The sequence below is a fragment of the Psychroserpens sp. Hel_I_66 genome, from assembly GCF_000799465.1.
In the GTDB taxonomy this organism is placed as follows: domain Bacteria; phylum Bacteroidota; class Bacteroidia; order Flavobacteriales; family Flavobacteriaceae; genus Psychroserpens.
In genome coordinates, this window is sequence record NZ_JUGU01000001.1 from 2,620,304 (window position 1) to 2,642,130 (window position 21,827).

At 30.5% G+C, this 21,827-nt stretch carries 17 protein-coding genes; 13 read left to right on the plus strand and 4 right to left on the minus strand.

Annotation, left to right across the window (positions count from 1 at the left end; all coding sequences use genetic code 11):
- Positions 1-40 precede the first annotated feature (40 nt).
- From GQ40_RS11705 to GQ40_RS17215, 11 genes are all read left to right on the plus strand, one after another.
- Positions 41-559, plus strand: coding sequence for a hypothetical protein (locus GQ40_RS11705; protein WP_047548485.1), 519 nt, complete (start codon positions 41-43; stop codon positions 557-559).
- A gap of 169 nt (positions 560-728) precedes the next feature.
- Positions 729-2,747 (plus strand): AIPR family protein, encoded by a 2,019-nt coding sequence (locus GQ40_RS11710; RefSeq protein ID WP_047548487.1) that lies wholly within the window; start codon positions 729-731, stop codon positions 2,745-2,747.
- Positions 2,748-2,925: 178 nt separating this feature from the next.
- Positions 2,926-3,441: a GtrA family protein gene (locus tag GQ40_RS11715; RefSeq protein ID WP_047548490.1), complete on the plus strand. Its 516-nt coding sequence runs from the start codon at positions 2,926-2,928 to the stop codon at positions 3,439-3,441.
- A gap of 222 nt (positions 3,442-3,663) precedes the next feature.
- Positions 3,664-4,275: a hypothetical protein gene (locus tag GQ40_RS11720; RefSeq protein ID WP_047548493.1), complete on the plus strand. Its 612-nt coding sequence runs from the start codon at positions 3,664-3,666 to the stop codon at positions 4,273-4,275.
- Positions 4,276-4,510: 235 nt separating this feature from the next.
- Entirely contained in the window at positions 4,511-5,725 is a 1,215-nt protein-coding gene (locus tag GQ40_RS17205; RefSeq protein WP_052184237.1) for a hypothetical protein, read from the plus strand.
- Between the two features lie 165 nt (positions 5,726-5,890).
- A complete protein-coding gene (locus tag GQ40_RS11735) occupies positions 5,891-6,295 on the plus strand; it encodes a DUF6530 family protein (RefSeq protein ID WP_047548498.1) in 405 nt (134 codons plus the stop codon).
- A gap of 20 nt (positions 6,296-6,315) precedes the next feature.
- Entirely contained in the window at positions 6,316-6,954 is a 639-nt protein-coding gene (locus tag GQ40_RS11740) for a hypothetical protein (RefSeq protein ID WP_047548501.1), read from the plus strand.
- Between the two features lie 430 nt (positions 6,955-7,384).
- Entirely contained in the window at positions 7,385-8,473 is a 1,089-nt protein-coding gene (locus tag GQ40_RS11750; protein ID WP_231565569.1) for an RHS repeat domain-containing protein, read from the plus strand.
- Between the two features lie 4 nt (positions 8,474-8,477).
- Complete coding sequence (locus GQ40_RS17210) at positions 8,478-9,362, plus strand: hypothetical protein (protein ID WP_156115578.1); 885 nt, start codon at positions 8,478-8,480, stop codon at positions 9,360-9,362.
- 107 nt (positions 9,363-9,469) lie between these two features.
- Positions 9,470-9,637 (plus strand): RHS repeat-associated core domain-containing protein, encoded by a 168-nt coding sequence (locus GQ40_RS17615; RefSeq protein ID WP_231565570.1) that lies wholly within the window; start codon positions 9,470-9,472, stop codon positions 9,635-9,637.
- Between the two features lie 431 nt (positions 9,638-10,068).
- Positions 10,069-11,097 carry an HNH endonuclease signature motif containing protein gene (locus GQ40_RS17215; protein ID WP_052184239.1) on the plus strand — a complete coding sequence of 343 codons (1,029 nt, stop codon included), beginning with the start codon at positions 10,069-10,071 and terminating at the stop codon, positions 11,095-11,097.
- Between the two features lie 175 nt (positions 11,098-11,272).
- Here the strand turns inward: GQ40_RS17215 and GQ40_RS11770 are convergent, their stop codons facing one another.
- Complete coding sequence (locus GQ40_RS11770; RefSeq protein WP_047548509.1) at positions 11,273-12,283, minus strand: type II toxin-antitoxin system antitoxin SocA domain-containing protein; 1,011 nt, start codon at positions 12,281-12,283, stop codon at positions 11,273-11,275.
- Between the two features lie 13 nt (positions 12,284-12,296).
- Positions 12,297-12,653 carry a type II toxin-antitoxin system MqsR family toxin gene (locus tag GQ40_RS11775; protein ID WP_047548511.1) on the minus strand — a complete coding sequence of 119 codons (357 nt, stop codon included), beginning with the start codon at positions 12,651-12,653 and terminating at the stop codon, positions 12,297-12,299.
- Positions 12,654-12,904: 251 nt separating this feature from the next.
- Here GQ40_RS11775 and GQ40_RS11780 point away from each other — a divergent pair, with 251 nt between their 5' ends.
- Both GQ40_RS11780 and GQ40_RS11785 read left to right on the plus strand, forming a co-directional pair.
- On the plus strand, positions 12,905-13,930 hold the full coding sequence (locus GQ40_RS11780) for a putative phage abortive infection protein (RefSeq protein ID WP_047548514.1): 1,026 nt from the start codon (positions 12,905-12,907) through the stop codon (positions 13,928-13,930).
- A 143-nt stretch (positions 13,931-14,073) separates the two neighbouring features.
- Entirely contained in the window at positions 14,074-17,271 is a 3,198-nt protein-coding gene (locus tag GQ40_RS11785) for a type ISP restriction/modification enzyme (protein WP_047548518.1), read from the plus strand.
- A 774-nt stretch (positions 17,272-18,045) separates the two neighbouring features.
- Here the strand turns inward: GQ40_RS11785 and GQ40_RS11790 are convergent.
- Both GQ40_RS11790 and GQ40_RS11795 read right to left on the minus strand, forming a co-directional pair.
- Positions 18,046-18,291 (minus strand): hypothetical protein, encoded by a 246-nt coding sequence (locus GQ40_RS11790; protein WP_047548521.1) that lies wholly within the window; start codon positions 18,289-18,291, stop codon positions 18,046-18,048.
- Positions 18,292-18,551: 260 nt separating this feature from the next.
- Entirely contained in the window at positions 18,552-21,746 is a 3,195-nt protein-coding gene (locus GQ40_RS11795) for a DNA primase (protein ID WP_047548524.1), read from the minus strand.
- Between the last annotated feature and the right edge of the window lie 81 nt (positions 21,747-21,827).

The following is a 21,827-nucleotide window of genomic DNA, read 5'->3' on the forward strand; positions in this document are numbered from 1 at the left end:
TAATCATAGCCGAAACGTTGTGAGCAAGCTGAACGAACCTATGAAAATACTACTATTGATATTTGGAATTGTACTTTTTGGATGTTCTTGGTCTTCAAAAACAGAAAAGGAATCTTCAATATCTGAAAATTATTCATTCCAAAATATTGAGAAAGAAAACCCTAAAAAAATAGAACAAACAATCGACAGTATTTTGAGGTTTGACCAAATAGAAATTGGAAAAAGAACTCTATATACTGGTGGTGGAAAAACTGACAATGGAAAGACTAAAACTAACGGAATTTATATCAAAAAGGTTGCTGATAATAAGATTGAATATTCTTACTCTCAATTAATAAATTGGAAAAAAGAATTTGATTTAAATGGAATAGCCGAATTAATAAGTATTTCAGATTCTATTGTAACAATTAAGGAACTGAAAGAACCAACTTATAAGTTTATTGATTCTGAAAATGACATCATTATTTACGTCACCAAAAACGAAAGAATTAATATCACAAAAGCCAAAGTATTTAATAAAGCAGGAAAACAGCTTTCGGAATTAATGTATAATAAATAGAAAAGTGAAAAGCCAGCTCACAACAAAGTATAAAAATAATTGCTATTTTAGGCTTAACCAAAGGTCGTTGCACTTTTGTTACGTCTGATTTTCCTTCGGAAAATCCTCGCACACAAAACCGCAACTATTCTTATACCAAAACGTTGTATACAATAATCAAAAAATCAAAATGGCAAAAAATGATAAAATACTAATTGATGGAATAATTGATGAAAGAATTGAACTGAACTTACCTTCAAATAAAAGAGATGAAGCGTTCGAGTATTTTTCATTTGAACAGATTTTAAAAGATTATGATTTATCTTCTGACGAAATTAAAAACGGTAGTGTTGATGGTAGAAATGATGGAGGAATTGATGGCTTTTTCATTCTTGTTAATGGACATTGTTTACAAGATCCTCTTTCATTCAATTGGCCAAAATCTGGTTCTATTTTAGAATTATGGATAATAACTTGTAAACATCATGATACTTTTCGTCAAGCTCCTCTGGACAATTTAGTTGCAAGTATGACGGAATTACTTGATTTTTCAATAGAAAATAAAGACCTTAAAGTTGAGTATATTGATTTAGTATTAAAACTAAGAGAAAATTTAAAATTTGCCTATCGAAAGGTTTCACCTAGACTAAGTGAATTTTCAATTAATTTTTGTTACGCTTCTAGAGGCAACTCATCCGATTTAGGTGATTCAATTGTTTCAAGGTCTGAACAACTAATTCAAGTTGCCCAAGATTCATTTGGTAATTGTGTTTCAAAATTTCACTTTTTTGGTGCCACAGAACTAATCGATTTGAATAGAAAAATTCCAAACTTTACTTTAGAACTTCCTTTTAAAGAAGCTCTTTCAAGTGGTGAAAGATACGTGCTTCTTGTAAACCTAAATGACTATTTCAATTTTGTTTCTGATAATAATAAATTAAGACGTTATTTATTCGATTCCAATGTTAGAGATTTCATGGGCTTAAATAGAGTAAATGAAGATATTAAAGAAACTCTTAAAAATTTGGACTCTCCTGATTTTTGGTGGCTAAACAATGGAGTTACAATACTAGCGACTGGTGCTAGTGTAATTGGAAAATCAATTCAGATTCAAGATATCCAAATCGTAAATGGTTTGCAAACTACAGAATCTATTTTTAGGCATTTTCAAGCCAGTGGAACAGACCCAAAAAATAGATCAGTAATGGTTAAAATAATTGTTTCGAACGAAGATGAAGTTAGAGATACAATTATTCGTGCTACAAACAATCAAACTAATGTTGAACTAGCTTCCTTACATGCAACTGATAAAATTCAAAGAGATATTGAAGACGTGCTAAAGCTTAACGAAATTTACTATGAAAGAAGAACAAATTATTATAAAAATCAAGGGATTCCAGTCAATCAAATTGTTACTCCATTATATCTAGCATCTGGTTTCATAAATTTCATTTTAAAATCTCCTCATCAAGCAACTATGCTAAAATCTAGATTTATGAGATCAGAATCTTCATATAACGAAGTCTTTTCTCTCGAAACTGATTTAAAAGTTTGGCCAAAAATTGCTGAAGTCTTAAAAAAAACAGATACTTTTTTAGAAACAGTAAGACCAGGTCGAGGAAGTTCTCAAAGATTCTTAAAAACTAAAAGGCAATTTTTAAGTTTCCTTGTATTATCAAAGTCATTTGGAACTTTTAATTTTAGTGTAGGAGATTTGATTAGTTTAGATATATTAACTTTAGATAACACGATTTTTGAGGAAGCATGGGAATTGCTTGAATCCGTAAATTCTTCACCAAAAACATCAGAGATAAAAAGAAAAACCTATTTGATAAGAATCTGTGAAGCAGCCAAAAGAAAATGGTCGTTAAAAGGTTATGAGAGAATGAAAAAAGGTATGCCTCCAAAAGTTATAAAACAAATTGAAAAAAATCATTTCCCACCTAAGAAGAATCGAATAACGTTGGAATTTGCAATGAAAGTGAATGATCTTCTTCCACCCCAACCTTGGAAACCGAATGTTGAATTAGAAATAATTAAAACCCTCAAATGCCATAGGAGAGAATACTTTGATGCTGTTGCAATTCTTATAGAAGAGGGAATAAGAAATTATCAAAAGGATGGAGTGGTTTATGACCAAGAAGGTAATGTTCTATCATTTGACAAGGAAAGAGTGGATTCAGAAACTTTAGAATTATTTAGAATATAAAAAATTACTGTATACAACAATGTATATAAAAAATAGGCGAAATAGTAATAAATTCAAGCCTTTTGGCTCGTATCAATCTTTGTGCTTAACTGAAAGTTTCGTGCTTCGTAACCGCCTACTTTTCATATACTAACCGTTGTAATACATTAAAAAACACGATTCGAGGAGAAAGTAAATTATGAAAAAAAAACTGCTCAAAATAATAGATTCTGGCTATTTCATCTTCAAAAAAATCATTCCTCTCAAAACATATAGATATGCAGTTTGTGGCGGAAGTAATTTAGTTTTAGATACTACTTTATATTTTATCTGTTTTCATTTCATTTTTGCTAAAGAAAACTTAGATTTATTTATTCTCGTTTTGAGTCCACACATTGCTTCTTTGTTTTTTGTATTTCCTATAACTTTTTTTATCGGATTCTTATTAAACAGATTTATAGTATTCCCTGAATCAAAATTATCTATGAAGACGCAGTTTTTAAGATATTTAACTGTTGGAATAATAGCTTTATTGATTAGTTACCTTTCAATGAAATTACTTGTCGATGTATTCCTTTTTTATCCAACACCTTCTCGACTTTTGACAATTGTCATAACTGTCTTATTTAGTTATATAATGCAAAACAAATTTAGCTTTAAGATTGAATCACAAACTAATAAAAGAATTGAAATCAAAAACATTATCGAATTATAGGAAAACGTATTACGACAAGGTATAAAAAACATAGGGCATTTGTGCTAAACCGAAAGGTCTGTGCATTTTAACAAAGTCCGCTAAATATAAAATTTGGCGTTTATAGTAGAAAAGATAAAAGCAAAATATTTATATTTAGCTAAGTAATAAACCGAAACGAAAGTGCTTATCAACTGCCCTACGATTTCTTATACTGAACGTTGTAAATAATGCGAAAAAAAAATGACGCTCGAAGAAAAAATTAAGTTTTTAAAAGAGAATATTGAGCCAATTGATGACCAGATTTATGGAAATGGCTATCGAGCTTCTGCATATTTGACTGACGGAACTTATATTCCTTGTGTGCGTTTTAGAAATCCAAAACCGCTAACGGAACTTGCAATCAGAAGATTTGACGAAGAGCGAAAAGGAAAAGGAATTTTTAGCAACAGTTCGGGATTTGGATATGAAGATATAGTTGAGAATTTTGTGGCGAAAAAAAACTCAATAAATGAATACGATATTGACCGAATAGAAAAAAGTCCGTTTGCTTTTCCAAAAGGTTTTCTTGGAAAAATTCGTGGAGAAACCACAATGTCGTGGACTGGATTTTGTGTGAAAATGAATGACGGAAAAATATTCGGATTTGGGTCAAGTTTTTTATTTGATTTTTTTCAAATGCCCAAAAATTATGTTGCAGATGATATTACGGAAATTATAAATCATAGCTATATTTCCAAAGAAGGAACAATTAAAGAGCATAAAATCGGATTTTCAAGCCAACGAGAAGATTATGATTTAAGCGTAATTCACAGAGAAAGACCGTTTTTTGATTGTTATATTAAAGGATTATGATTGTGCGAAAGCACTATTTACAACAACGTATATAGCTCATAGCTAATTAATTGCTCAATCGAAGTTAAGGCATATTTGGAAAGTCGCCAAATTTTTAAATTTGACGATTTCCAATAAAAAAGATAAATAGTAAAATTTAAAAATCTGGCTTGTAGCTCAACCGAAAATAATTTTCTAATTTGCACGCTACGAGCCATATACAGAGACATTGCCAATAATTTGAAAAAATAACTTAATGCAATCATTTTCAACTACATCTTGGTTAAATTTTCCCCGACTTTATACGCAGTCAATAATTAAGGAAATAAATTCAAAAGGAAAGGAGCACATTCTCAAAGTAGATGAAAATGAATATGTAAACTATCTAATCGAAAAATACCGACTTGAACCCTTAAAAATTCTTCATGAAACTGAAGAGATTTCTAATCCAGTTAAATCACAAGAAATGCAAAGAGATAGGTTTGGACGAGAATTTATGTCTAACTCTTGGACTTTTAAAATAACGTATCGATTCGAAGGTAGCGCGGTTTTATTTAGTGTTATACCCAATCCAAACGTTCACTCAAATTATGATATACAAATTGACAAACAAAATAACCTTGTTTCATTTTATATAAAAATTTTCAGACAAGATGCTTCAGAGTTCCAAAAAGTAAAGTCTTCATGCTATACAAATGCTTTTGATAATATTAAATACGTGAATGATAATGTGACTCAATCAAATGTCACCTTTGAAGATAATATTAGAACATTGTTCTCTCGTGAAAAAAATAAATATAAAGAGGAAAATGATTTTTTTGCTGCTATAAATGTAAAAGTTAATGAAAATACTCAATCTATTTTTTCCGCACCAACAATAAAGAAGAAAATAATTAAGCAACCTTCAGTTTCTAAAAATAAAGAATTCAATTCTGTTCCTTCGATGAGTCAAGAAATGTATGATGATGTATTAAAAGTCATATACGACTCTGGGAAAAGCATGGAAAAGAAACCAGCTTTATATATCGGAAAAGATGAAGAAGGTTTAAGAGACCAATTTTTGTTTGTTTTAGAAACCAGATATGAGGGAACAACGGCCACTGGAGAAACATTTAATCGTGGCGGACGGGCTGATATCATATTAAAATATGCTGATGATGGCACAAATTTGTTTATAGCGGAATGTAAATTTTGGTACGGAAGTTCGGAGTTTTTAAAAGCGATATCGCAACTATTTGATAGATATTTAACTTGGAGAGATTCGAAAGTAGCTATTATGATTTTTGTTCAAAATAAGGATTTTTCAAACGTACTAAAAACAATAAAATCTGACATTTCAAATCATGATTATCATTTGAAATATATTGGAGAAAAAGGAGAATCTTCTTTTTCCTATGAATTTCATCTGCCACAGGATAATGATAAAAAAGTTGAAGTAGAAATAATGATTTTTCATTTCGACAAAAAATAAAAACTATTGGCAACACCGTGTATAATTAATGGCTAGTTTTAGCTTACTTACGAAAACCCTCGCGGATTTTCTATTCGGTTTATATTTGCCAAATTAGGTGCTTAAACACGCCACTAATCATACACATCAACGTTGTAAGCAATTAACCGAAAAACCAACAAACAGATGGATTCACCAAAACATTTAAGCCATAAACCAATAATATCTGTAAATGACTATGATAAAATTGACGCACAATACAGAAAAAACACTGATGTAAGAGCTCTATCGATTGGAAATGCACAATATGACGAAGATGAAATTTCTTTAAAAGTTTGGAGACATACAGGAGAAAAGTGGACTAGACAAAGTGAGGAATTACCATTACATAGAAGTTTAGATTTGAATATTCTCTTATTAGGAGCATTAATGACCGATATTACTTCTGGTTACCCAAAAACTAATTTACGAGAAGAAATAGACAGAATAGATGATGTGGAAAATATTAAAGAATACTACAGAAATCACGAAAGCTTTTTAAAACCAAGACTAGAGGAATTAAGAGAAAAACTTAATGAATTTCTAAAATAATTAGAATCGATATAATAATTATGGAAGAACAAGCTAAATTTCCCGAATTACCTAGCGTTGAAAAAATAAAAAAATTAATAGCTGAATATGAAATTGCTGATTTAAAAAAAGTTTCATTCAACAAACTATCTGTTCAATTAAGAAAACTAAAATGGATTCCAATTCTAACTGCAAAATTAAATAAAGGATATCATATTGAACGAGCTAGAATAAATGAAACTGATGAAATATTCTATTCGGAAACAGACATTTCATACAGAAACGACTATGAAAATATTAAAACTTATGGTCGAGCTAATATGAAACATCAATCACTCTTTTATGGAGCAATTGAATCAGATGTTATAAAACATCCTAGATTAATTAATCTGCTCGAAACAAGTCAAATATTTAGGAATCTAGATAAAGTAAAAGTCGATAAAGCAGACTTTGTAATGACTATTGGAAAATGGAGAATAAAAGAAAACATTGAAGTTGCGGAAATGGTTTTTAATAAAGAATCTATTAAAAATTCAAAAGATGTTGAAAAATCTTTTAATTATCATCTAGGAAATTTAACTAAAGAACATCCTGAAAATCTGGAACAATTTCGTTTAATACTCGAATTTTTTTCCAACCAATATGCGAAAAAAAATATTGATAAAATTGAAGAAATATAGATTTAAGTCATTTATGACAGTAGTAGTTTTTTTTATTTGTTTACTCAAATATTTAGTATTCAATGTATGGGAATGTTTTCCTGTATACGGAACACTAAACAGAATAATAAGTTGGGTTTTTATACTTCCATTAATATTATATGGTTTATTTTTATCTATTCAAATTGTTGCTCACAATATTAAATTCAAAAAACTAAGAGACTTTAACAATTATTTAATTTTACCATTTATTGCTTTCGTAGTCTATTTTTTCTTTATTAAAGGAAGGTTTTAATAAATAGAGAACATATCATTTTCTTATTTCTTTTATAATGATCCGATAGCTCGGACTTGTCATCCGAGCCACAGGTTATTGGCCATACTAAACATTTAAGAATAAATCCCCCATGAGGTAATAATTCTTTCCAAACATTTGTAATTTAGCAAGTTGGTGGGAATTATAGATGAAGCCAATACTGGCTTAAACAAAACTTATACCGAACTCGGGCAATCTAAAAGTTTAATAAAAGTGCAAGAAGGTAAATTGAGACGCTATAATCATGATATTAATAAATTTGATACCTATTGGTATCATAGTGATCATCTAGGTAGTTCTAGTTATATCACCAATCAAAATGGAGTGGTCGCTCAGCACATGGAGTATTTACCTTATGGTGAAAGTCTAGTTGAAGAGCATCAAAACAGCTATAACGTACCTTATAAGTTCAATGCTAAGGAACTGGATAATGAAACTGGAAATTACTATTACGAGGCTAGGTATTATAACCCTAAATGGAGTACTTGGTTGAGTGTGGATCCGCTGAGGGAGAAAGGCTCTCAATATTCTCCTTATTGTTATACATTTAACAATCCCATAAACTTAACAGATCCCACAGGAGAATGGCCAGATCCACCAACTTGGAAAAAATTCAAAAACATATACACATATCTTTCAAAAAATTCAACAATATTTGTTTTTCAAGAAATACCACAACACTTTAGTAATGGTAGAGTTAACAACTATGTACGACAAGAAAATAAAATATATAAAAAAATATTGTTAAATCAAGGGAGTAAAGCAGGTAGTCCAATGGTATATATTTCGCAATCTATATCAGGCACACAAAATGATGATAATTCTCGACCAGCTTACAGGAAAACTTATGGAAGAACAACCTCTAATAACATATACTTTAAAGGTAATCAAAATACACTAAAAACAGATTTAACAGAATATGCTCAAAATATTATTAATACTGGCAGTATTGTTGATATACAAGGTAGAACAAATAGGCCGAGTGGAGCCACACTTTTGAACGGAACTATAAATGGTGAAACTAGAGATGATTGGACTACAAATGATTTAGTAAACGCTAGAGCAGAAACAATTTATAATGAACTAATGAGTTTGGGGGTTCCTGAAGAGCAAATGAATATTTTAGCTCCACGTTATAATGCTGAAACGAATACAATAATATCTATAAATCAAAAACCTAATTTAGAAATTCTTGGTATTAAACCTAAACAAATTAAAGAATAGAAATATGAAACTTTTTATTAAATTGATTTTGTTAATTTGTACAACAAATATAATGTTTTCTCAAACAGATACAATTAATCAAAATCAAATTACAATTAAAAAAATAGGAGATAAATATGAATATTGGAGTTTGAACTCTAAATTCACTGGTGTATTAAAAATACCTTTTGGGGATAACTATTGTTTTCAAATTATTCAAAAAGGTATTTTGACAAAAGACGAATGTAGTGCATTAGATGAGAATGAGAAAAAGTCTTTTTTTATTTGGTCTAATGTTGCAAAAGATTTTTCTCCCGATAATTACATTACTTATGATAAGCTTGAACAAAAAATAATTGAAAAACCCAATAAAACCAAAACGTTAAATGATTTAGATAGCATAATTTTAAATGAAAAGTTATACACATATAAAGGGATGGTTTATAGTGGTTATTTAAAACAAAATGACACATTATTTTTCTATTTTGAAGGAAAGAAAAGATTTTTGAATACTTATTTTTCAAATGGTAATATATCAGAATATATTGAGATAAATAATGATGTAAGAAAAAATGGTGTTTATATAGATTATGATAAAAATGGCGATATTTTGTCTCAAGGGATATTCTCAATGGATAAAAAAGAAGGGGAATGGATAGAGATATCAGAAGATAAAACAGTGTGTATAAATAATTACGTATTTGGAAAACTTAAAGGTTTGAATCATTGTTATCTGAACGATAAACTGGTTCTAATTAAAAAATACAATTATGGTAAGCTATCTTATTATATTAAAATTGTCTATAAAGATGGAAAAACTATACACTTAAAGTATGACAAGGAAAATCAATTGCTTTCCACATCAACTTATATTAAAGATCAGTTACAAGATTATGTTGTTCACAAATAATAATATAACAACTAAGATTTTATCGCGATAGCGCGGACTTATGATCCGTGCTAGAAATATTCTTGATTAGATAGGTTTAAGGCTAAATTTCTCCAATCAATAATAATGTGTTTCCAAATTTAGTTGAAGAGCACCAGAACAGTTACAACATACCTTATAAGTTCAATGCAAAGAAATTGGATAATGAAAGTGGCAATTATTATTATGAGGCTCGATATTATCATCCTAAATGGAGTACTTGGTTGAGTGACCCGTTCTTAATAAAGGCTACATAATTTTAAACATTACGTACAATAATGACGAACTTTGTAAACTTTACTCCATTGCAACTACAACGCTCAACGAGTAGATTAAAATGTACAATAGCAAAGACTTAATGAACAGCAAAGTAAAAGTGGAAACAAAAGACGAAATATCCAGAATCAAAGCGCTTCAAAAAGAAATTGAACAGCTGAAAAAGCTACCACTTAAAAAAGATCTCGATGCTATGGTATTAGACACCTAGCTGAAAGTAGCTGCTGAAGATCTTGGCTACAAATCCGTTAACGAGCTAAAAAAGTTAAGTATAAAGCCCTAACAAAGGCTATTGAGAAATCTAAGAGCTTTGCTATTCGGTTTGTATAAACTATTTTAGGCGCTCAAACCACGCAACTAAACTTTTACATAAACGCTACCTAATTCTAAAAGCCGAAAAATCTAGAAAAATTTGAACTATATTTTAGACATATTTGATGAAGAAAAAAAAACCTGTGAATATCGTGGAGAAATATATCATGTAAAGGACAATGGCTCAATTTATAGATGCAGAAAACCTGGAAAAAGAAAAAGACCATTGGATGAAAAATGGACTTTAGAAAATCCATGTAAGCAGAAAGGTTATATGAACTTTTCATCAGAAACAGTACATAGAATTGTAGCAACAGCTTTTCATGGAAAACAACCTTCTGAAAAACATATTGTCGACCATATTGACACTAACAAAAAAAATAATAGACCTGAAAACTTAAGATGGATAACTAGATTAGAAAACATCTTACTAAATCCAATCACTCTTTCAAGAATAATTTTTAAGTATGGAAGTATCGACAATTTCCTTACAAATCCCTCTAATCCGATTGATGGCGAACTTGAACAAAATTTTGATTGGATGCGAACGGTTACAAAAGAAGAATCTGATAATGCCAGAAACAACTTAACAAATTGGGCTAAAGAAGGTAAAATTCCAACGGGAGGACAATTAGGAGAATGGATTTTTAATCAAAAAATCACTCAAACCCAATCTATTCCTCAACCCAATTACATAATGTCTAAAACCCCTAATGCGGCACAACGCATTATTTTTCACAACGATATACCAAACGAATTTCCAAGCACACCACAAACTATTGAAGGAAATCCATTGAAAATATATAATGAGAGTTTGAAAGAGGGAACAACTTTCTTTCGAAATCACAATGGAGAATATGTGGTTGTGAAAAGTGAATTTTCTAAAGATGGGCAGTCTATATATGTAATTACACGAGCTGATTATGTATGGAGAGAACAAGACGATGGAGAGTATATTCCTGTACCAATAACTGAACTTAAGGAAAAAGTCTCTATTGAAGATTTACCACATGTACTTACTGAAATAACCTATGAAAATGATTTGTATGTCCATTCAAAAGTAGAATCGGGATTCCATCCTACAGAAGAGCTAAAAGAAATATTCAAAGGTTATACAAAAAAGGGATAGTATTGGCAGAGAAGTTTTTGATGATTATTGAAAAGTTTAAAAAATTAGGCACAACACCGGATATAATTATTTGCTTTGGCTAATGCTTATCTGGAAAATTTCTTTGGAATTTTCTCCGTAAGTATTTGTTTACTAAATTAGTTGCTGAACCACGCAACTAGTCATACACAAAACGCTAAACGTGAATTAATTCAAAAGAATACTTATAATCTATTAATCCTTTACTTTTCTCATTGTCAATCCACGCTTTTTCTTCGTGACTTAATTCTCTTATCTCTTTCGCATTATACTTTTCGAATTTTGAAACAATTTCATCTAAAATATCTATTTCAGCTTTATCAAATAATGTACTCTTAAATATTTTTGATGGGATTTTAATAAACTCTTCACCAACTAAACCACTTGGATATTGAACTGAAATTAAATCAACAATTTGCTGGTCTGAAAGGTAATCGAATAATGTTCTAAATTTCTTAGGAACTGGACCGTGTGTATGAGCAAAATAACGTGTTCCACTTATTGAAACACCTGTTAATTTGTAATTTAAAAAATCTGAATAAAATAATAGTTTATTCATTTTGGTAGGAGTTACTTGTACCTTTTCAGTAAAATACACTACCATTTCAACAAGTTTATCAAAATTTGGTTTTTTATAACCTGAAAAATTATCAGGCAAAACATTATAATCAAAAACATAGTCAATCAATTCTTGCTTTCTTTTATTTAGTTCTTCTTCCTTTCTAACTTTGGCAATATTTTTTAAAAACTTCTCTCTTTGAGATTCTGAAATTTCATTATTACTTTTTATCAATCCTTTTAATGTTCCTTCACTATTAATTACAGCTTTTAATAAAGCAGCATTAGCCAAACTAGGAACTTCTCCTTTTTCATAATTACTATAACTATTAACACCTAAACCTAATACTTTCGTTATATCTGCATAACTAAAAGAGTATTTTTCTCTAAATTCTCTTATTTCTTCTGCAAATGGAACATTATGTTTATCTCTATACTGATTATAAACTTGATTTAAATTAAATTCATCTAACTCTGTGGTTGTAAATGACTCACCACTATCTTCACAAAAATAACTCTTGTGATTATACTCAAATTCTTCTTTTCGAAAAACCAAAATACTCTTCTCAATTTGTAAGGTCATTTCCTTACCTGTGATTGGACTTTTCATAATTGTTTGTTTTTTAGTTTAATTTCTTAAGTGGAAATTCCATTGGATGTTCCGCCTTATGAAAAGAGATGCAAACTGCTCCTCCAGTCATTTTTGAAATAGTCAATTTAATATAGACTTGTTGACCTTTAATAACCTTTCCGAAAACCCACATTTCTGTTCCACCTTGTTGAGTTTCTTCTAAAGGACCTTCACTGTAATCCTTTACTTCTAAATTCAAAATTATTTCTTCACGCATTTTAGGGGTAATACTTAAATCTGCAAGATTCTGAATACTGTTTTTAGGACGATTGTAGAAGATTATGCCTAAAGACTTAATAATCGCCTGAAGTTCTTGCAAAAAAAGTTTGATAACTAACTTATCTGCCATATTAACGTGTTAAATTCTTCGCAAATATAAGTATAATTAATTTACTACAATTTTAAAGTGATATTATTAACATATTATCAACAATAAATCAACTTTAAAGTGAATAAGGAAGATTTGACAAAATTTTTGTAATACATTTAAACCTAGAGCATACTTTCGAAAGTCTATCGGACTTTCTATCTGTGATTTATTTACTAAATTAGTTGCTTAAATACACAACAAAATCATATAATAGACGGTTGTGCATAATTATGAATAAAAATAAGGAAGAAGACAAGCACAAAAAACTAGTAATATTTAATGCCATAGCAATTGTATTAGTCCTATGGATTGTCAGCTGGTTAATAATAGATTATTTCATTTTTCCAAAAACTTTTTTAGATAATCAAACAGTAATAAGTGAACGTGGAGCTTTTGGAGATAAATTCGGGTTTGTAAATTCATTGTTTTCAGGATTAGCATTGACTGGAATTATAATTTCTATTTATTTCCAACAAAAAGAATTGTCACTGCAAAGGGACGAGTTAATTGAAACTAGAGAAGAGTTTAAAGATCAGAATTTTCAAACTACATTTTTCAATCTTCTAAAAACACAAAGGCAACTTGCAGAAGAGATAAAAATCGATATTTGGGATGTAAATTCGTCAAATGAGCCCAAAAAAACTGAAATTACTGGAAGGTTTTTCTTCAATAACTCTAAATCGGAATTAAGAAGAATATTAAATGCATTGGATTTTGAGTCATATGTAAATTATTTTGATTGGAAAGATTATTCAAGAATATTCGATCCTTCTGGTGATGAATACATAAAGAATTTAGACAATTTAAAAAAAATATCATATTCGATTAGTTATTATAAAATATCAAAGGAAATCTGGGAAGATTCTAAAAATTTGGATAAAATTGAATTAGCTAGGATTTCATATGGGATTTTTTTACATAGGTTTCATTTTGTCATGGGTCATTACTTTAGGCATTTATATCATATTTTAAACTTTTTGGAAGAAAAAGAAACGGAAAGAAAAATAGATAAGAAAGATTCCGATATACAAGACGTAATTAATGAATATCAAACTTATGCAAATTTTATTCAGGCTCAAATGACAACTCCTGAACTATTTCTTTTATTCTATAATTCTTTATCCTTTCCAAAGCTTCAAAGTCTCTTAATTAGATATAACATTCTTGAAAACCTAGCAATAGAAGATTTGATTTTAAAAGAACATAACTGTGTTCAAGGTATTAATTTAAAAAGCAGATCTGAATTACTAAAATAAATATAAACAACTAAAAACTGAGTTAATAAGCAAAATTAAGACGGTTATGATTAGTTGCCTGTACTCGACTATTTACTAAAATCAATAATAAAATACAAAAGATCTATTTTTAACCAAACTTGACCAAAGATTGAATAAACAAAATGACAACAAAAGAATACATAGATATAGTAAGCAAAAGACTTCAATCTGGAATATCAAGAGAACATTCATATAGAGGAGATTTAGAAACACTAATTAGAGAATTAGTAAAAGGAATTGAAATAACAAACGAACCTGCAAACGTAACTGATTGTGGAAACCCAGATTATGTAATCACAAAAGGAAAAATTCCTGTTGGTTACATTGAAGCAAAAGATATTGGAAAAGACTTAAACAGTAAATCGTATAAAGAACAATTTGGACGTTACAAAAAAGCACTTGACAATCTAATAATTACAGATTACATATGGTTTCAATTCTTTCAACACGGAGAGTTAGTTCATGAAATAAAAATCGGAGAAATTGAAAACAATTCAGTTAAACCAATTCCCGAAAACTTTTCAAAGTTTGAGAACTTAATAAAAGACTTTTCTACTCACATTGGACAAACCATAAAATCGTCAAAAAAATTGGCAGTAATGATGGCTGGTAAAGCACGTCTATTACAAGATATTTTAGAACGTGTAATTACATCTGATGAAGAAACACAGGAAAACACTTCCTTAAAAGGACAATACGACACTTTTAAACAGATATTAATTCACGATTTAAAACCTAAAGATTTTGCAGACATATACGCTCAAACTTTGGCTTATGGAATGTTTGCAGCTCGTTTGCACGACCCAACTTTAGACGATTTTAGCCGACAAGAAGCAGCGGAATTAATACCAAAATCAAATCCTTTTTTACGTAAACTTTTTGGATACATTGCTGGACCAGATATTGATGAAAGAATTGTAACAGTAGTTGACAACCTTGCAGAAGTTTTTAGAGCTACAAACGTTGAACAACTTTTAAAGAATTTTGGAAAAGCAACTCAAATGCACGACCCAATAATTCACTTCTACGAAACTTTTTTGGCAGAATACGACCCAAAATTACGTAAAGCAAGAGGTGTTTGGTACACACCAGAACCAGTTGTAAATTTTATAGTTCGTGCAGTTGACGATATTTTAAAAAACGAATTTGATTTACCACAAGGTTTAGCAGATACGAGTAAAACCAAAATAAAATTAGACACTCAAACGCCTGATAAACGTTCTGCAACAGGATATAAACAAATAGAAAAAGAAGTACACAAAGTTCAAATACTTGACCCAGCAACAGGAACAGGAACATTTTTAGCAGAAGTTGTAAAATTTATTTATAACAAAAACTTCAAAGCAATGAAAGGTGCTTGGAGTGGCTATGTAGAAGAACATTTAATACCAAGATTAAACGGTTTTGAGTTGTTAATGGCTTCCTACTCTATGGCACATCTTAAATTAGATATGTTACTAACGGAAACTGGTTATAAATCAACTAAAAATGAACGTTTAAATGTTTATTTAACCAATTCACTAGAAGAACATCACAAAGATACAGGGACTTTATTTTCTAATTGGTTAAGTAGTGAAGCTAATGAAGCTAACCATATAAAACGTGATACACCTGTTATGTGTATTATTGGTAATCCACCATATAGTGGAGTTTCATCAAATAATGGAATTTGGATTACAGATTTAATTGACAAATACAAAAAAGAACCAGATGGCAGTAAATTAAAAGAACAAAATTCAAAATATCTAAATGACGATTATGTTAAATTTATTAGATATTCTGAATTTTTAATTAATAAAAACGGAGAAGGAGTCTTGGCTTTTATCAGTAATAATGGATACATAGACAACCCAACTTTTAGGGGAATGAGAGCAGTACTCGCTGAATCTTTTAATGACATATATATTATTGACCTTCACGGAAGTACAAAAAAGAAAGAAGTTGCACCTGACGGCTCATTAGACCAAAATGTCTTTGATATTATGCAAGGAGTAGCTATTATAATTGCTGTAAAGAAAAATAATGATAAAAATGATGCTACAATTCATCATTATGATTGCTATGGCAAAAGAGATTACAAATATAAATTCCTCATAGAAAATTATTTAGGCTCAATAAATTTTGACTTATTCAAACCAAGTTTACCATTTTATAATTTCTATAGTATTGACGACCAACTTCAAGAACAATATTATAAACTAATAAGTTTAGATAAATTATTCATTAATAATTCAGTAGGTATTAAGACATCAAGAGATAATTTATTGATAGCAGAAAGTAATACGATTTTAAAGGAAAACCTTAAATACTTTTTTGAAAATGAGGAAAAAGATGTCGAACAAAAGTTTGGTATCAAGTTTAACTCAAAGTGGAAACACCAAAGCCTTATTGATACACTAGAATATGAAGTTATTACAGAAGATATTAAAGGAATAACTTATAGACCATTTGATAATATGTTTGTTTGTTACAACAGAAGTTTAGTGGATAGAGATAGAATTAAGGTAATGAGAAACTTACAATTCAAAAATAATTCTTTGATTGTAGGCAGACAAGGTCAAGCAGTCGCTGGAGATTCTTGGAATTTAATTTTTACAACGAATACAATTAGTGATATGAATGTATTCGCTCGTGGTGGTGGTATGGCTTTTCCTCTTTATTTATATCCAAGTATTGAGGATGGGATATTCACTGAAGAGAAACGTAAACCAAATCTCAATTTAGATATTATAACTGAAATTTCAGAAAAACTAGGTTTAACTTTTACTAACGAAAAAGAACAAACTAATAACACTTTTGCACCAATAGATATTTTAGATTACATCTATGCAGTTCTACACTCGCCTACTTACAGAGAAAAATACAAGGAGTTTTTAAAAATAGATTTCCCAAGAGTTCCTTATCCAAAAGATGAAAGAACGTTTTGGAGTTTAGTAAAACTTGGTAAAGAAGTAAGAGAAATTCACTTGTTAGAAAGCACGAAAGTTGAAGATTACATTACAAGTTATGAAATGGCAGAAGATGCAGAAAACGACCATAATGTAATTACAACAAAAATTGGAAAGAAAGATTGGGAAATAACCGACACCGAAAAGCAATTGGGTAGAATTTGGATAAACGAAAGCAAATATTTTGACAACATTCCTGTAACTGCTTGGGAGTTTTATATTGGAGGTTATCAACCAGCACAAAAATGGCTGAAAGACAGAAAGGAAAGAGAATTAAAATTTGAGGATATTTTACATTATCAGAAAATTATAGTTGCTCTAACTGAAACAGATAGAATAATGAAAGAAATAGATAAAATAGAAATTGAATAAAGATAACGCTAAAGCTATAGACGTTTGCAATTCGCTTCAGCCATCACACCCATCACACAAGCCTAAAAGTGTAAAAGAGTATATCTTTCCAACGTTATCAACAAATCGGAACAATAAAACTTCACACTTAAGACGTAAATAGCATATACATCCATTAGGGAAGATATAACATTATATTCGTAATATTCAACAACTAAATTATGAAAAAAAAGAAACCATATTGGTATAGGTATTTAAGATATTGTTTTAATTGTTTATGGCATCACCTACTTTTTCCTGTAGGTACTGAAAGTGATGATTTTAGCAAGCAGTGGAGAAAAGATTAGTTATCCTAGAACATTTAAAATTAAGTTGATAAAATAATGACCTTTAAAAAGTAATTATAGCTGTAGATTCTTGTAATACTGGACCTTATCCGTTTCATCCTTGTTTACAAATAATTATTTCCCATACCCTCCAAAAAAACTTTTTATTTATTGAGATTGAAAATTATTTTTTTTAACTATTGTTTTCATTTTTATTATTGATTTTATTTATTGATATTTTTGGTTTTATTCTAACACTAGTTTGAAATCAGCAACACCGTTGTTGTAAATCAGCAATAGCGTTGTTGCATTGTAGAAATGGTCTAGCAACAACGGGAGATACTATAAACGCTAGGATTTTACCATTGTGTGACAATGACAGCAACAGTCCAGCAACAATGTTGTTGCTATCCATCAACAACGTTTTTTCAATAATACTGCTGCTAGATTTTTAAGTTATAATCGATAATCAAATTTGCTCAACTTCATCTGCATTAAAATCTCTTTTAATTTTTTGTATTAAGAATTTTATTAAATCATCCTTTTCAAAATTAGAAGCTGGATCGTAAAGATATCTGTACACGTCAACAACTCTTTTTTCATAATAATGCCCATGAACAGGGAATTTGCACAAATCCTCTGTGGCCCATTGTGTAAATGGTGATGACTTCCAAGCCGTTACCAAAAACATTAATATTTGATAATTTTTTTTCATTGTTTGATAATTTTATAATAAAAACTAACAATTATTTTCTCACAATTACTCAGTACTGATAATCAGTTACTTAAATACTAAAATATCATTAAAGATGTGAGAAAGTGTGAGAAAATGAATTACACCTCTCACACATTCTCACACTTTCTCACGTACTTTCATCTTGTTATTAATATATAATATGTTGATAATCATATCACTAATGCCTCGTGAGAATTGTGAGATAAATATTTCATGTAAAATTTGAGTTTTCATATATATTAAAAAGGTATATCTCCCTGTTTATCTTCTAAAATATTCCCAATTGATTCCTTGAGCGGTTCTGTTTCCATATTTGGACGGTATGGCACTGGAGGCATTTCAAATTCCTGTAAGCTGACCTCTGATTTAATAAGTTCGCTGATATCATCCGGCATTTTCATTAGATCTACAATAATTGCACTAGATTGTACGCGAGGAAGACCTTTTTTAAAATCTACTCTTGGTGTATAGGAATGATAACTTGAATCCTTTTCTAATGCTTCTTTCATAGTCGATTTGGCTGGAGCCGAATCCCTGTACTGCGTATACCACTGTCTCTGTAACTTGGAATAGCAATTGCTAAACTGAAAATAAAAAAAGCTACCCTCCAGTTTAATCTCGCGACCTACTTTAATCTTATCATGATCGACACCTCGCATACTTGCGATAAAACAATCCCACCATCTTGAATTAATACTACTGCTGGTAAGTTTTCTCATTTGTGCAGTAGTGATCTTAGTAAAATGATCTAATATCTCACTTTGGGTAAACGGAAAGTCTATGACGTCCTTTAGAACATTATAAAATGCTGTAAACGTGCTAATGTTTTTTAACATTCTTTTGTTGCAGTCTGGCATCCTTGCTTGGTAAACATCCATTAACAATCTATACTCCTTATTGAAGTTTTTCTCTACCAATGCCCTATTCTTTAAAATGTTTACTGTGATATGCGTAACACCTTCATCTATGATATCATTAAGCTCATTAAATGCCTTTTCATCTTCCTCATTGAAATCGGTTCTATTCATGTCGTTCCAAACAACCCTTGTGATAATTGCTGCATTATCTGGATATTCATTCCCTGTCAAAGAAACACCGCACAGAACAGGGATATTATCTGTGGCCACCCTACTTTCAATTTTCCCAATTTTCTTACCTCTCAAGTCCCATACGGATTTTATAGTTCCATCAAGTTCGCTGTCCCCCCTGCTATATTCGGACCACTCTAAAAGGGCATTGTTAAATTGTGCCAGCTCTCTAATAGTAGCTGTCTTTGTTGCATTCTTTCCTTCGAGGTTCGTCGCTGTCTGCGGTATTCCCCACAGACTCTTGACCGCGTGGTTCAGTTCGTCCTTACCCGTTCCCGGAGGACCATAGCTAAAATTTATTGGGAATCCTTTTAAGTTTTTAGCAACAATGTCATGGAACATGCAACTAATGGCATGGAAAATAGATGATATTGCGTGGGAACGATGGACACGTTTTATTTTTCCGAAAAACTCCAAGGATGATATTGTGCCAGGAATGTGCCTAAACTGTTTTTGCGGAGTGTATTTATGGGGATTATTGCGATATATTATGTTTGCTGATGGAACATAATAACTGATTTCTTTAAATTGGAAACATCCATTCTGATCAATATCAATATTTTCTCCATCGGGAACTACGACTAGATTATTAAATAGATAAAAACCTTCATGTTGCCATCCAAGAACCTCTAAACTCCTCCCATTACCCATCTTATCGAATAGCATAGCCTGTAATCTCAAAAGGTCCTCATTTTTCCCATGCCACCTGAAATTTCCAAAATTGGTCATTGCCTTTTGAAAAGAGCCATGACTGTTGAATGTTTCACTCGGTACATCAAAAACAAATGATTCGTTAAATACATTTTTTGCAGAAACCAGTTTTTTTGGAAAATCCTCGTCTCTCATGTGCTGAATAATATTAATCGAAAAATTGCTGACATTGTTGAATTTGTAAGGAGGGTCGCTGTTTATTTGGCTATATACCTTATTGTTGGCCTGAAACATTTGGTACTTTTTAATATCCGAAAGTATTTGATCGGACATTTCTATTTCATAAGGTAACTGATACTCATTATCTGAAATAAAACGTTGTTCCTTAATGTTGGACCTGCTAGAGTCAAACTCTTTGATCCATTTATTAATTGTGGTCATGGATACACCACTATCATTTTGCAACCACTTCTTATATGGACCTATTAAAGTGTCATCAGAAATTTCGCTTAGCAAATCACACAGGTTTTTTGCGATTTTTACTTTAGCAATCTCATCCTTACCGTTCAGTTCATCCAGAAGTAACCTGAAGCCATCCGTCTTTTCCGTTTCAACCTCTAAAACAGCTAATAGACCATTTTTATCAATTTCCTTTACATTCATTCTGACAAAATCATCTGGATCGCAATCCTTGAATTTTATTACGAAACATCTAAAACCGCATGACAGAAATCTAGGTATGTTTTTCAATGAGGATTTTTGCCCAGCAATATCCCCGTCCATGCAAAAGACTACCGAGTCAGTGTACTTTTTAAGCTCCTTAATCTGATTATCGTGTATTGAAGTTCCACAGGGCGCTATGGCATTTAATATTTCATTTGTTTGGAAGGAGATAACATCATTGTAACCTTCCATAATATATGCAATATTGTTACTTCTTATCTCTTGCTTAGCCAAGTGCATTCCATACCAAATATGGTCCTTTTGATAGAGCTCGGTAGTTTTACCATTGAGCCATTTCACCTTAGGTGGATTTTTCAGTTCTCTGCCCGCAATACTCACGACTTCGCCAATAGAATCAAAAATGGGGTACACGACTCTATTAAAGAAAAAATCATGATTATTTGATATTACACTTATATCCTGCCCCTGCTTAACGATTCCCCTTTCCTTAAAATTATTGTACACAAATTTATCTCCTGGAGCGTATCCTATTTTATATGTTTTGATTATTGCGTCAGTGTACTTCCTCTTTCCGAAAATTTCTTTGAACGCCGGGTGGTTCTTGTCGAGAGTCTTTAAGTTGTTATGGTACATTTCAACAACATTATTTAAATAAGGTCGTACCTCATTTTTCCTAAGTTGTTTTTCTTGAAATGACTTTGCCTCCTTGGAGTTGTCATAGACTATCTCCTTAGATTGATTTTTGGCAATGTACTCAATGGCATCTATATAATTATAACCCTTTGCCATCAAGAAACTAAGAGCGTTGTTACCGCCCTTTCCCGAAGAAAAATCTTTCCATATTTGTTTCCTTGGACTTACCATGAAACTTGGGGTTTTTTCTTTCGTAAAAGGTGATAATCCCTTTAAATTTGAGCCTTCTTTTTTTAAATCGACAAAGTCCTTGACTATATCCTCTATTTGAGTACTGTCAATTAAATTTTCAATAAATTCTTTGGATATATAAGCCATGATTAATTAAATAGTTTAAAAGTTAAAGACTTTGCTATTTGGCTTATTGGTTGAGAAATAATTGTAAAAAATTTTCTCTCT